Source organism: Streptomyces sp. NRRL S-1813 (assembly GCF_000719605.1).
Taxonomy (GTDB): Bacteria; Actinomycetota; Actinomycetes; order Streptomycetales; family Streptomycetaceae; genus Streptomyces; species Streptomyces decoyicus.
Map to the genome: position 1 here is coordinate 36,320 of NZ_JOHB01000046.1, position 11,554 is coordinate 47,873.

Here is an 11,554-nt window from a genome sequence, read left to right on the forward strand (position 1 = left end):
GTCGCACCCGGTTGGGACAGGCGGCTCTCAACTTCGATGCCCAAACAGTAGGTCCCGATCTCACTGTCCGAGTGGCTCTCATTCACTCTGCCGAAAACATCCCTGTGTTCCGCCTCCCCCAGAGCGCGGCCAGGAACACCGCTCGCCGTGGTCTGTTCGGGTCGGGAGTGGTTCAGGTAGGCGCCGACAAGCGTGCCGCCGTACCCCGCGGCCTGGGCCGCGGCCTCCAGGCTCGCTTAGCACAGCTCCTATGAGCTCGTAACACGATCTTGCTGAAACGTCCTGGTTGACCATGCCCGGTGTGACGATTCGGCCGTTCGTGATGGTGCGGGAAATCGACCGTGGATCGTGGACGATAAGTTGTGGGCGCCGACCGAGCTGTTGTTGCCGCCACGGCTGGAGCGATCGCCGGGGCCACAGCCGGTGGCGGACCGGCTAGACCTCCAGGGCATCCCGTATCGTCCTGTACAACGACATAGCCCGGCAACTCCTGTCCTGTGCGGCGGGGCTGACATTCGGATCGGGACAGACCTGCTGGCGCCGCCTGGACCGGTGGCAGAAAGCAGGCGTCATCGACCGGCCGCAACAGGTCCTGCTCGCCAAGCTGAACGCGGCCGGCCAGCGCTCAGAGCGCACCGTCATGACATCGATTCCTCCGTCGGCGCGACTCCCTTCCAGCCAGTTGAGCGCCATGTTGGCCCGTGAGCGTTCGAGTTGGCCCGGCTGAGAGCTCTAGGCAGCTCCGGGACGCACCAGATGACCCTGCATCGCGTCGTTGGATTCGTCTGCCGTCTCTGGGCCCCGGGCCTGCTGCTTTCGGCGGCGGGTGGTGGGCCAGGGACTCGTGAGAACGGCGAGGCATGCGACGACGAGGGTGATGCCGGTCCAACCGGCGGCCGGGAGGCGTTCACCGACGACGAGGACGGCGAGTACGGCCGCGACGGCCGGTTCGAGCAGAGACAGGGTAGTGGCGGTGCTGGCGGGCAGGTGTGCGAGTCCCCAGCCGAACAGGGCGTAGCCCGCGAACATTGGGACCACCGCCATGTAGGTCGCGACGGCCGCGTTCGGCCACGAGCCGACGAGCGGGGCTCCGGTGGCCAGGAGGACCGGCAGCAGGAGCAGGCCACCGAGCCCGAAGACGGCGCCCATCGCCGCACGGGAGGGAACCCCGCCGGTGATGAGACGGTGCGCGGCCCAGGCGTAGAGGGCGTACGTGGTGGCGGCGACGAAGCCGAGGCCCACGCCGAGCAGCATGGCGGCCGCGGATGCCCCTGCCGTGGCCTGGGCTCCGGTCTGCCGGGAGCTACCTTCAAAAGTCCCCTGCCCCGGACGACGAACGCGGCCACCATGAAACGCAACCGAGACCTGGCCTGTCCCAGGGACGAGTCACGGCCTCAGGGGAAGAGCTGTGACGAGTACCCCGTGGCCACGTCGAAGGAGGGCCTGTCCGCCGGCGGTCAGTGTCGTACCTTCCCGGGGTGCTCCATACCCACAGTGCCCTCACGCACGGGGGCGAAGGGGGCAAGCGCCTGCATGATCAGTGTTTCCGATCAGAACTACCAGGGCGGCATGAACAGCAGCTTCTACAAGGCCGAGCGGATGCTGGACGGAGATCCCTACCGGGTGTTGATCGGCGACTGACCGCTCATGGAGGGGGCGCTGCGGGATTCTCCGTAGTGCCTCCTCCGTTCCTGCTCCCGGGTAGCCTCATACACGTGACCACATCGTCTGTCATGTTCGTCAATGAAGGCATCTTCGGCATCTCGGACGACGCCCAGGTGCCCATGGAAACGGTTCGATGGTCGACCGGCCTCGCCGCTCCGATGGACCACGGAGCGTGGATCCTCACCGGCACCAACACCGGCCATGTGCGTGTGAAGGCTCAGTGCCTCGATGCCGCACCGTCCGTTGAGGCGGCCGACTGGGAAGAGATCGTAGAGGTCAGCGTGCGGTCGGTTGCCGGCGATCTGCGCATCAACTCCGGTTACGACATCACGCCCGATGACCTTCTCGCGCTCAACCCCCAAGGACCGGGCTGGTATCGAATGTGCGTCCACGCATCGGGGCGTTCGATCAACCCGGACGGGGTCAGCGAAGAGCCTGTCGAGGACTACCTCATTGCTGTCTGGCCGCAAGAGCCGGCGGACTCTGTCGTCCTCCGCTCCAGCAAGATGATCGACGAGGCACTGCTGGCCAACGCCGACGCAACACCCGACGACATTTCACACGCGACCCCGGAGCCGGACGACGCAGCCGAAAGCGACCGGAGGGCCGACGTACGAGCACGACTTCTGCGGTCACTTGCAGGACGACTGAACCACGAGTCCCGCGCCGTTCTCCTACGGTTTCCTTGACGAGAATTCCTGGCTCGCTGTCCACCGACCGCATTGTCGACCTTGGACATCCCGGGGCCGACAGCAGCCCTTACGCCCGGCCGGCGGGCACCTGCGTTCCTCCTTCAACGCAAGGACTGGCACAGCTCCACCGCCGCCCAGAACGCCGTCCCCCACGCCGGAGAGAGGGACCCACAACACCTCGCCGCTCTCGCCGCCCAGTTGTGCCACCAGTCCCTGGCCTGGGACGCGCGCACCCGCCACCCGTTCCCGCTGCATGTTGCCGACGCCATGGACCGCGCCCACCCCGAGTACCGCGGCCCCAGCATCGAGCCCACCGTCACGCCCGAGCCCGACGAAACACAGGACCACATGTAGAACCCCGACTCCGGCTGTCAGCAGGTGCGTTCCGTATAGAGGGACTGCCCGGCGTGCCCAGCTACGCCGTCCGGCCTGTTGCATCAGCGGTGATCTATCGAGCTGAAAGGTCGCAGGGGTGGGGCCGTGCGCCTGGGACCGAGGATCGTACGAAAACCAGGAAATCCCGGTCCACTATGCCGTCAGGCCTCACGGATGCCCCTATTACGCAGCTTGGAACTCGGATCCGACCAGGTGGAAGACTTCTCGGGAGGCGCTTTCGCCAAGCCGAGGATGGCCTCGCCGAGCACACGGAGCGCAGCGCCTTGGGGCTGTCTGGTCGGCGTGTGGGCAAGGACGGCGAGGGTGCATGCGACCAGCGGACCGGCACCGGCCATGGCCGTGTACAGGCCCAGCCGGTCGCCGAGCGAGGTGCACAGACCCGCGACCGCGGCACCGGCGTCGATGATCACTCTCTCCAGGAACTCCTGCACCCGGTCCTGGCCCGGGGCCGCGCCCGAGGTGACCTCGGCGGATGTCGCCATGGCCCTCACCTCCTCGCCCCTCTCACTGCAGCAGTCCGGCCACCCCGCGCGCCATACCGGATTCGCCGTATACGACCGGGGGCGGCGACCGGCCGACACTGGGAGAGGAGGAGGTGCACCATGCGGAAGAAGGTCGACTGCCGGGACTACCCGAGCGAGATGAACTGCACCTCGTCATCGCCGGCGAGGAGGAGGAAGTGGTCCGCGCCGCCAGCGAGCACGCCGTCTCCGTCCCACGGCCACACGGACAGCCCGGAGCTGCGGGAGCAGATCAGGGCGGCACTGAAGGACGAGATTCCGCAGCACCCCTGAGGCACGGGCACGGACCCGCCGCCCCTGACCCGGGGCGGCGGTTGCGCGGTGCCCGGGCGTCGTCGCGGTGACTGAGCGCTTCAGTCGGCGAGCTTCGCCGGCTGAAGCGCTCGACGCGGGGCGTGTCCGTTACCGTCTTGGTCCTGCGATGGCGTACACCACGGTGCCGCTCGCGAACAGGGCCCACGCGGTCCCGGTGGACGCCGTCGTGGCGGGGGAATAGATCATCCACATGACCACGTCTCCCGCGGTGCCGCCCGGAGGCGGTCCGAAGAGGGTGAACGCGAGCCAGCCGGTCGGCAGGGTCCATGCGAACTGTGCCCCGCACAGCGCCGCCCCGAGCGCGGCCAGGCCGACCAGGCCCGCGCTGTCCCGGACGACGACCTCGGCGGGGGCGAGCTTCACTCCCGCCGCCTGGACCGTCAGCAGCGCCGCACCGGCGCACGCGCCGGCCAGCAGCACGTGCGCCGCTCGGCGGGGCATCCACCGGATCGCGGCCGTCCTCTCCAGCACGACGTCCCACCCGCCGAGCCCGACGGAAGCTGCCGCCACGTTCGCGGTGAGGACCAGGGCCGCCATCGCCTGATCCACCGGTCCTGGGCGGTGGAGGGCCCACACCGCCAGCGCGACGAGCGCGACCGCGGCGGCCGAGGCGGGCACCTGCCGTGAACGGGCGTGCAGGATCAGCCACCTCATCGCGTCGCCTTCCCCGCCAGCACCGCAAGCTGGTTGTCCGCCGCGCAGGAGAGGCCGGCGGTGTGCAGTTCGGCGATCCGCGAGCGCTGCTCGGCCGGTGACAGCGCCGTCAGCCTCTGCCAGGCGACGTCAGCGTCCGGCCAGATCGTGCGCAAGTACGCGTCGCTGTCCCTCTCCGCCAGCGGTTGGAGCCGGGAATCGTGCAGGGCCCAGCTCACGGCTACGCTCTGGACAGGGAGGTTGCCTTGCCCCCCGCCCTCCCGGTCATTGTTCCCGTAGCAGCTGGGTGCCAGACCCTGGGCGATCAGCGCGCGGGTCAGTTTCTCACCTGTCGCATCGGCGAGCAGCCGGTCGTCGAAGTCGACCAGCACCACGTCGCCGGAGGGTTCGCGTTTGTCGGCGATCGCGCGCAGCCTGGTGTCCTCCCGCACCGCGTTCGGCGCCTTGTCGCCCAGGACCTCGTGCAGCACGCGCAGCGCCTCCTTGCCGCGCCGTGCGAGCTCGGGCAGGCGTGAGCGGTTTGCCTGCGTCACGCACACCTGTCCGTCGCAGACCAGGGCGGCGGCGGCCTTGTCGACGACGTAGGTGTCGCGTGCAGCGGCCGGGAGGACCAGCAGGGCCAGGGCCGCACCGGCCAGGACGGGGATCACCGCGAGCAGCCGGGCCCGGCGGGTCACGGTCGACAGCAGTGCGAAGCCGGTGGCGAGCAGGCCGAGCAGCCAGAGCGTCTGACCGAGGTGTACGGAGCCGGACAGGGTCAGCAGCATCTCCCGCGGCTCCGCGGTCACCGGGAGCAGCTGGGCGAGCCGGTTCGGCGCGATGCTCGACGGCAGTGTCTCGTCACTGTTCTGCTGTAGAAGGGCCGTCAGCATGAGGAAGAACAAGACCAGGCCCGGCGGGGTGAGCACGGAGGGCAGGGCTCGCGCGACGCCCATGCCGAACACGGCCCCCGCGACGAGGGCCAGCGCCGCCACGAGTGAGATCGGCAGCCAATCGAGCGGCGTGTAGGTGGTCCGGCCGAGGGCCACCTGGACCCCGCCCACGAGGACCAGGAGGCCGAAGCCCGACGCCAGCGCGAGCGCCATCGCACCGGCCGGCAGCGCCGCACGGCGCCAGGCCGGTCGCGGCACGGTCGTCAGCAGTTCGGCCATCCGCAAGCGGGGCTCGCGCAGCCCGTACACCGCTCCCGTGCCCACCGCGAGCGGCCACAAGAAGGTCAGCAGGGACCGGGTCCACAGGGCCATGGAGGTCCACTGGGCCGTCCACCCCGCGGTGCCCCTCCACCAGAGCCCGTCGTACAGACAGAAGATCGCAAGGCTGCCGCCCAGGACGACGATGCCGGGCCACGGGGCGACGGAGCGCTTCAGCTCGATGCGCAGAACACGTCCGGTCACCAGGCGCCTCCCCGCTGCCCGGAGTTGCGGAGCAGCGCCGAGTAGCCGCGCTCCAGGGGGCTGTCGCCCGGGAAATCGGTGCTGCCCGCCGCGGCCAGGTCCTCCGGCGTGCCCTGGAAGACGAGGCGGCCGTCGGCGAAGAGCACCACGTCGGAGCAGGCGGCCGCGACGTCCTCGACCAGGTGGGTGGAGACGACCACACAGGTGTCGCGGCCCAGTTCCTGGAGCAGCTCGCGAAAGCGCAGTCGCTGCGCCGGGTCCAGGCCGGCCGTCGGCTCGTCCAGCAGCAGCACCGCGGGGTCGTTGACGATGGCCTGGGCGATGCCGGCCCGCCGCACCATGCCGCCGGACAGGGTCTTCATCCGATGGTCGGCGCGGTCCGCCAGGCCCACCCGTTCCACGGCCCGCTGGACGGCCGCAGGGACGTCCGCCTTCGGGACCTCCTTCAACCAGGCCATGTACTCGACGAACTCGCGCACCGTGAAGCGCTTGTAGTAGCCGAAGTCCTGCGGCAGGTAGCCGATCCGGCGACGCAGGGCCCGGTGGTCGACCATCCTGCCCAGGGAGGTGCCGAGCATCTCCAGTTCGCCCTCGGTGGGGCGCAGCACGGTGGCCAGCGCCCGGATCAGGGTGGTCTTTCCCGCGCCGTTGGGCCCCAGGAGGCCGTGGGTGCCGATGCCCAGGGAGAGGTCGAGCCCGTCGACGGCCATCTTCTTCCGTCCGACGCGTACTCTCAGGCCACTGGCCCGGATCTGCCAGGCGTAGGTTTTCGGCGCGGTGTCGGCCGCGCTCGTGGTGGGCGTCATGCGGTAGTCCCTTGCGAGGGTCGACGATGGTTTCACAGCGTTGAGTACGCGTTTCTGCGGGCGATCACGGCGCCGATGCCGAGTGCCAAGAACAGCCCCCACGCGGGCAGTTGGTCCGGCTGTAGGACACGCTCCAGGTCCACGGGGCCGTGGTCGGTGGCCCACGCGAGTACCACGACGACGCCCCAGGCGCCCACCAGCCCGGTGGCGGCGCGGGTCACGCCGACCACGCTGCCCAGCGCCAGGGCGGTGGAGGTGAAGGCCAGGGAGGGCAGCAGCCACTGCGCGGCCGACATCGTTCCGGTCAGCCATCCCTCCACCACGAGCGCGGGCAGGACCACCACGAGAACCGCCGCGGTGCGCCGGAGGAGCAGGGGCAGGCCGGCTCGGGCGGTCGAGGCCGTCAGTTCGTGCGCCGGGTCCAGGCCGCGCGACCACGATGCGGCGACACCGCACAGCGGCAGCACGGGTGCGATCGCCACCACGGGAGAGACGCCGCCGAGGAACATGGGCCGCGTCACTGCGTCCAACAGCAGCGCCATCAGGGTGACGAGGACGGTCATGACCAACCACGGGGCCATGACCGGCGCCAGCCAGGCAGCGACCCGCCTCGGGCGGTGTCGCCGCGAGGGCGCCCTGACGGCCGCGTCCAACTGCGGTTCCAGACCGGCCCGGACGGTGTCGACGAGCGCGGCGATGCCGGGCGCCTCGGTGGCCACACAGGCCGCCAGGTGGCTCCGGCACAACGCGCAGGTCTCCAGATGGGCCTCCATCGCCCATACCGTGTCCGCGGCCATCGTCGCGTCACCACGTGCGTAGTCGTCGATCAACTGCCTCGACGCGTGTTCCCCGCTCATGTCAGCGCCTCCCGCATCGCGATCCGGGCCCGGCGGGCGCGGGTCTTGACCGTGCCTTCGGGCAGTCTGAGCAGGACGGCGGTCTCCCGGATGGAGAGCCCGTCGAGCACGGTGGCCCGTAGCACTTCTCGGAGTTCCGGCGCCAGCCGCCGCAGGGCGTCGCCGACGTCGCCGCCGACGGTCCCGGCGAGTGCCTCTTCCTCCGCCGCGGGCACCACCGCCCGTTCGGCGGCGGCGACCGGCGGTTCGGCGTGGTGGGCACGGCGCCGGAACGCGTCGACGAGGCGACGCGCCGCGATCGTCCACAGCCACCCGACGGCCGTCCCGCCGACCGCGCTCCCGGCGAACGCGCCGGCCGCGCGCCACACCGCCAGATAGGTCTCCTGCATGACCTCGGCGACGATCTGCTCGTCCGCGCAGCGGCGGCGTAACCGCACCGCCAGCCACGGCGAGGTGCGCCGGTACAACTCGTCGAACGCCCCGCGGTCACCTCTGGCCACCAGCCGGACAAGGCGTTCCTCGTCCAGTTCGTCCAGTGCTCTCCTGCGTGATCTCACACCAGCCAGACGCCCGGTGCGGCGCGCAGGTTCTGGATCTACTGTGAACTGAGTCACAAACGCCCGTATGTTCCTGCAGCCTGAGCACCGCGGAGCCTCGCGGGTGCAGGCCGCGTTCCGCGCCGCCTACCTCCTGCCCCCCCGTCGCCATGGTCGCGGTGGGCTCGGACGATGCAGAACACCTGCGTGAGCTGGTCGACGCACTGCACCTCAATGCCAACGAGGCGACAGTGCGCCAGTACCGAAAGCTGCTGCGCGACCACTCACGTCGTCAATGGGCCTGAAGTTCGCCCACGATCCGTTCAGCCGCGATCCGGGCTGGCGCAAGCTTGGGATCAGCCTCGTCGGCCCAGCGGCCGACGACCTTCGTGCAGTAGAACAGCGCCATCAGCAGCCCGTCCCTACTTTCCAAGTCCTCGCGGCGCTCCCGCCACACCCGTTCTGCAAGGCCGGGGGCCGCCAGAGAATTCCCCCATAGCGAGGCAGCGTCCAGGCCCCTGGGTGCCATGCCCCAGTCCTCCCAGTCGAACAGGCAAAACGTAGGGCCCGTCACGTTCGCCCAGTTCAGGTCCGTGTGGGCCGGCCGCCAGTCCGCGAGGGTGGTGCCGAGGTCGCCAAAGGTCGAAGTGATCTCCTGTGTGACCCGGCCCTGAGTGATGGTGACGGTGTCCGGCGTCGCGATACGGGTGGTGGTCTGGCCGGCCAGGGCGTCCAGGGACCTGTTCAGCTGCCCCCACCAGGCCCCGGGGAGCTGCGGATCGACGGTGAGGGTTCCTCCGGGCTTTACTGGGGCGCCGGGAAGCAGGTTCGTCTCATCCGCCCGCCACATAGCCTCGCCTGACGCGTCCCGCCACGCGACGCCGGCCAGCCACCGCGGCATAGCGACGCCCTCCAGCGCTGCCGCAGCCTCCGTGCCGTTCCACCCCTGGCCGTCGACCCGCGCCAAAGGCCGACGCTCCAACCGCACCCAAGTCCCGCGGTCCGTGCGCGCCGACCGAGCGACGCTTGCGCACCACGCTCCCCCGCTCCCCCGCTCCAAACGAACGTCCAAAGACCGCTCGACCCTGTCGAGCACCTCGTCGACCGGTTCGGCACGCAGATCGACAGCAGAAGGGGAAGAAGCCATAGCCACAATGTGCCATGTTGAGGTGCGGAGCGGCCCCGCTTCCCGTGGAGGAGAGCGCCTAGCGTGCCCCGCGGCAGATAGCGCATCGAACGCGCTGCTAAAAGCCTTGAGGACGTACCCTTCCGCAGCCATCTGGCCTTCTGCTGGGGCGAGCGGCAGATGAAAATTGCCTGGCCTGAGAGACCGTCCGGTGCCCTGCGGGAGCTCTACCGGGACCATCGGAATATCTGGCGCCAAACGAAACAGCGCTGATGCATGTGCACGCCGACTCGTACTCGCCGGACCGGTGGACCGGGACCGTCGCCAGCGGGGCGGCAGCCAGGAGCAAGGGCGGCCCGCACAAGCGGACCGCCCCTGAACCAGTAGTGAAATTCTGAACAGCTCACCCGCCGGCCGAGCGCGGACAACGCCGACCACCCTGGAGCGTGCGCTTCGGAGTCCATTCCGTCGTTTGGGACGACGCCGAACACGGCACCCACGCTCGGCTCCACCGCACGTGAGCACCGCACCATGCTCGGCGAACGGACCGTCGATCTTTGCGTCACCCGCTGCCGTCAACGGCCTGCCGGGCACAAGAGGATCAGCCCTTCTCCACACGCTCAAGAACGAGATCGATTTGAGATTCGATCTCTTGATCCGCTGTCAGATGAATATGAGAACCTTCATGAACTCCTTGCTGAGCAAGGGTCAACAGGTGACGTGCCAGTGAAGTCAATCCGGCGCGGTTCGCTTTAAGGACCACCTCCGTCGACCCGACCTCCAATTCAATTTCAAAACCATCGTCCCAGGAGAATTGCAGCCCTTCGCCAACTCGATAATCTGGAACACTAATCACAAGATCCATTACTACTGTCACCTTCCTTTGGTAACGCAGCGGGGAGCCGTTGATGTCTCATCAAGCGACTCCCCACACACAGGCCCTATTCGAGATAGACGTGCCGATTTTCGACAATCATCGACTTGCCAGGCTTATTGGGATTCGGCGCCAATCGCTCAAAATTCATGTGCGGACCACCGCCGTGCTGTCCCGTGATATCCCGTTCGCCCAGCCTGGCAACGCGCGTACCGTCCTTTGAGACATATCGCCCACTACCCTTCACGGGCTCGGAATAGCCGGGACCGATCCACCTCTGCGCCGCCTCGAGGGCTTCGTTCGTTGGAATTTGAGTTCCGTCCACCGGATGGCCATCGTTATCGAATTTCCGGTAAGAAGTCCAAGGGCAGTTGCTGTTGTGAACGAGTACCGGCGTCTCCCCAGCGAGTACATAGTACGTGTGCAGGTTGTCGACCGTCAGGTTGTACGTTCTGGCGTTCTGGCTGAAGGGGCGGTTGCCCTTGACTGTGACCGCGCTGCCGTCGACGGTTCTCAGCGTCATGCCAGGACGCAAGAGGGCAGCTTCGGTCCATGCGTTCCTCGAGGGCGACCAGAAAGGATGCTCGTTGGTGGCGGTGAGGTGGCGGTTGCCCTTGGGGGTGGCGATGGTGAGTTCGTTGAAGTGTTTGTCGTGTTCCGTGACGATGAGGTCGGTGACCGTGCGCTTCCTTCGCAACCCTTGAGCCTTCGGCGATGTCTTCTATGCCTTCGCCGAGCTTCTTGAGGAGCTTGACCTTGCCGATGGGGAGGACGGAGATGGCGAAGGCGGTGCAGGCTCCGAAGTTGGGGTTTTTGATGCACTCCCTGAGATCGTTGAGGCCGGTGATTTCCCATACCACGGCGGTCAGGGTGGGGTCGATGACGGGAGTGACGTCGCCGCCGGCGAGGACGCAGGGCAGGAGCCCTGCTATTTCGTTACGGGTGTGAGAGACGCAGTGTGGCTTCTTGGCCTTCTGCTTCTCCTGTTCCTTGCGGGCTTCTTCGGCCTTGCGGCGTGCTTCGGCGACCTCGCTCTCGCGCTTCTTCTTCACCTCCGTCCATGCCTGGGTGGCGAGGGTGTTGGCTTCCTTGGCGCTCTTTCCGGCGTCGAGTGCGGCGGCACGGGCGTCATCGGCTGCCGAAGTGGCGAGGGAGGCCGAATTGCGCGCGTAGTTGGCGGAGAACTCCGCTTGGGCTGCGGAGGATTCGGCGTCGGCGGCGTCTCGGTCGGCGGCGTTGGCTGCGGTGCGTGCGGTCTTGGCGGAGTTGGCTGCCTGGGCTGCGCTGCCTTCTGCGCTGGTGGCGGCCTTGTCGGCGTCGGCGGCGTACTGTTTGGCGAGGTTGGCGGACTTCTTCGCCCCGTCCGCGGCCTTGGCGGCGTCATCCTTGGCATCGTCGGCCTTGGCGGCGGCTTGTGCCGCCTTCCAGCTGTTGAGCCGGGCTTTAGCCGCTACGCCGGAGGCTTCGGCGATCAGGCGTTGCATCTGGGCGCTGTGGGTGCTGGCGAGTTTGTCCTTGCGGTCGGACATGTACTGGCCGACCTGGACGAAGTCGTGCAGCTGATCGGCGGAATCGGCCAGGGCGATTTTGGCCGCGGCCTTCATCTCCGGACCGCCGTTGTTGACGAGCTTGGAGGCGATGACCTGCTCGTCGGAGTTCAGCGCCGCATACTGGCCGTTGCTGACGAACGCAGCGAGCACCTTGCCCTTGCCGTTGGC

11 protein-coding genes and 4 pseudogenes are annotated in these 11,554 nt (G+C 68.4%); 4 read left to right on the forward strand and 11 right to left on the reverse strand.

Going from position 1 to position 11,554, the window contains the following annotated elements:
• Window positions 1-732: 732 nt before the first annotated feature.
• Window positions 733-1,254, reverse strand: a complete 522-nt coding sequence (locus tag IF67_RS0135795) for a DMT family transporter (RefSeq protein WP_107050354.1) — start codon at window positions 1,252-1,254, stop codon at window positions 733-735.
• 93 nt (window positions 1,255-1,347) lie between these two features.
• Here IF67_RS0135795 and IF67_RS46430 point away from each other — a divergent pair, with 93 nt between their 5' ends.
• The 3 genes from IF67_RS46430 (at window position 1,348) to IF67_RS0135810 (ending at window position 2,711) form a co-directional block, all read left to right on the forward strand.
• Window positions 1,348-1,641 (forward strand): NucA/NucB deoxyribonuclease domain-containing protein, encoded by a 294-nt coding sequence (locus tag IF67_RS46430; protein ID WP_107050355.1) that lies wholly within the window; start codon window positions 1,348-1,350, stop codon window positions 1,639-1,641.
• Between the two features lie 74 nt (window positions 1,642-1,715).
• The gene (locus IF67_RS0135805; RefSeq protein WP_158713212.1) at window positions 1,716-2,354 is read left to right on the forward strand and encodes a hypothetical protein; all 639 of its coding nucleotides are present in this window, start codon (window positions 1,716-1,718) and stop codon (window positions 2,352-2,354) included.
• A 42-nt stretch (window positions 2,355-2,396) separates the two neighbouring features.
• Complete coding sequence (locus IF67_RS0135810) at window positions 2,397-2,711, forward strand: RNaseH domain-containing protein (protein ID WP_199812841.1); 315 nt, start codon at window positions 2,397-2,399, stop codon at window positions 2,709-2,711.
• A 182-nt stretch (window positions 2,712-2,893) separates the two neighbouring features.
• On the opposite strand, the gene IF67_RS45500 is transcribed toward IF67_RS0135810, so the two are convergent.
• A complete protein-coding gene (locus IF67_RS45500; protein ID WP_030992833.1) occupies window positions 2,894-3,235 on the reverse strand; it encodes a hypothetical protein in 342 nt (113 codons plus the stop codon).
• 120 nt (window positions 3,236-3,355) lie between these two features.
• Between IF67_RS45500 and IF67_RS45505 the strand changes: the two are divergent.
• Window positions 3,356-3,547, forward strand: a pseudogene (locus IF67_RS45505) (DUF1059 domain-containing protein).
• A 129-nt stretch (window positions 3,548-3,676) separates the two neighbouring features.
• On the opposite strand, the gene IF67_RS0135825 reads toward IF67_RS45505, so the two are convergent.
• From IF67_RS0135825 to IF67_RS45880, 9 genes and pseudogenes are all read right to left on the reverse strand, one after another.
• Window positions 3,677-4,243 carry a hypothetical protein gene (locus IF67_RS0135825; RefSeq protein ID WP_030992834.1) on the reverse strand — a complete coding sequence of 189 codons (567 nt, stop codon included), beginning with the start codon at window positions 4,241-4,243 and terminating at the stop codon, window positions 3,677-3,679.
• Complete coding sequence (locus tag IF67_RS0135830; protein ID WP_030992836.1) at window positions 4,240-5,637, reverse strand: hypothetical protein; 1,398 nt, start codon at window positions 5,635-5,637, stop codon at window positions 4,240-4,242. Before IF67_RS0135830 ends, IF67_RS0135825 begins: the two co-directional genes overlap by 4 nt.
• On the reverse strand, window positions 5,634-6,443 hold the full coding sequence (locus tag IF67_RS0135835) for an ABC transporter ATP-binding protein (RefSeq protein WP_030992838.1): 810 nt from the start codon (window positions 6,441-6,443) through the stop codon (window positions 5,634-5,636). The genes IF67_RS0135830 and IF67_RS0135835 overlap by 4 nt, the downstream gene beginning before the upstream one ends.
• Window positions 6,444-6,475: 32 nt before the next feature.
• On the reverse strand, window positions 6,476-7,300 hold the full coding sequence (locus IF67_RS0135840; protein WP_030992840.1) for a zf-HC2 domain-containing protein: 825 nt from the start codon (window positions 7,298-7,300) through the stop codon (window positions 6,476-6,478).
• Window positions 7,297-7,857, reverse strand: a complete 561-nt coding sequence (locus IF67_RS0135845) for an RNA polymerase sigma factor (RefSeq protein WP_026169289.1) — start codon at window positions 7,855-7,857, stop codon at window positions 7,297-7,299. Before IF67_RS0135845 ends, IF67_RS0135840 begins: the two co-directional genes overlap by 4 nt.
• A 271-nt stretch (window positions 7,858-8,128) precedes the next feature.
• Window positions 8,129-8,983: pseudogene (locus IF67_RS0135850) on the reverse strand (hypothetical protein).
• 580 nt (window positions 8,984-9,563) lie between these two features.
• Window positions 9,564-9,827, reverse strand: coding sequence for an Imm32 family immunity protein (locus tag IF67_RS42510; protein ID WP_078889836.1), 264 nt, complete (start codon window positions 9,825-9,827; stop codon window positions 9,564-9,566).
• 373 nt (window positions 9,828-10,200) lie between these two features.
• A pseudogene (locus IF67_RS46435) lies at window positions 10,201-10,521 on the reverse strand (polymorphic toxin-type HINT domain-containing protein); the annotation flags it as partial.
• 856 nt (window positions 10,522-11,377) lie between these two features.
• Window positions 11,378-11,536: pseudogene (locus tag IF67_RS45880) on the reverse strand (ALF repeat-containing protein); the annotation flags it as partial.
• Between the last annotated feature and the right edge of the window lie 18 nt (window positions 11,537-11,554).

Coding starts and splice junctions, on each gene's coding strand:
- IF67_RS46430 (WP_107050355.1), top strand. CDS start 1,348: ATGAAACGCAACCGAGACCTGGCCTGTCCCAGGGACGAGTCACGGCCT.
- IF67_RS0135825 (WP_030992834.1), bottom strand. CDS start 4,243: ATGAGGTGGCTGATCCTGCACGCCCGTTCACGGCAGGTGCCCGCCTCG.
- IF67_RS0135835 (WP_030992838.1), bottom strand. CDS start 6,443: ATGACGCCCACCACGAGCGCGGCCGACACCGCGCCGAAAACCTACGCC.
- IF67_RS0135840 (WP_030992840.1), bottom strand. CDS start 7,300: ATGAGCGGGGAACACGCGTCGAGGCAGTTGATCGACGACTACGCACGT.
- IF67_RS42510 (WP_078889836.1), bottom strand. CDS start 9,827: ATGGATCTTGTGATTAGTGTTCCAGATTATCGAGTTGGCGAAGGGCTG.
- IF67_RS45500 (WP_030992833.1), bottom strand. CDS start 3,235: ATGGCGACATCCGCCGAGGTCACCTCGGGCGCGGCCCCGGGCCAGGAC.
- IF67_RS0135795 (WP_107050354.1), bottom strand. CDS start 1,254: ATGCTGCTCGGCGTGGGCCTCGGCTTCGTCGCCGCCACCACGTACGCC.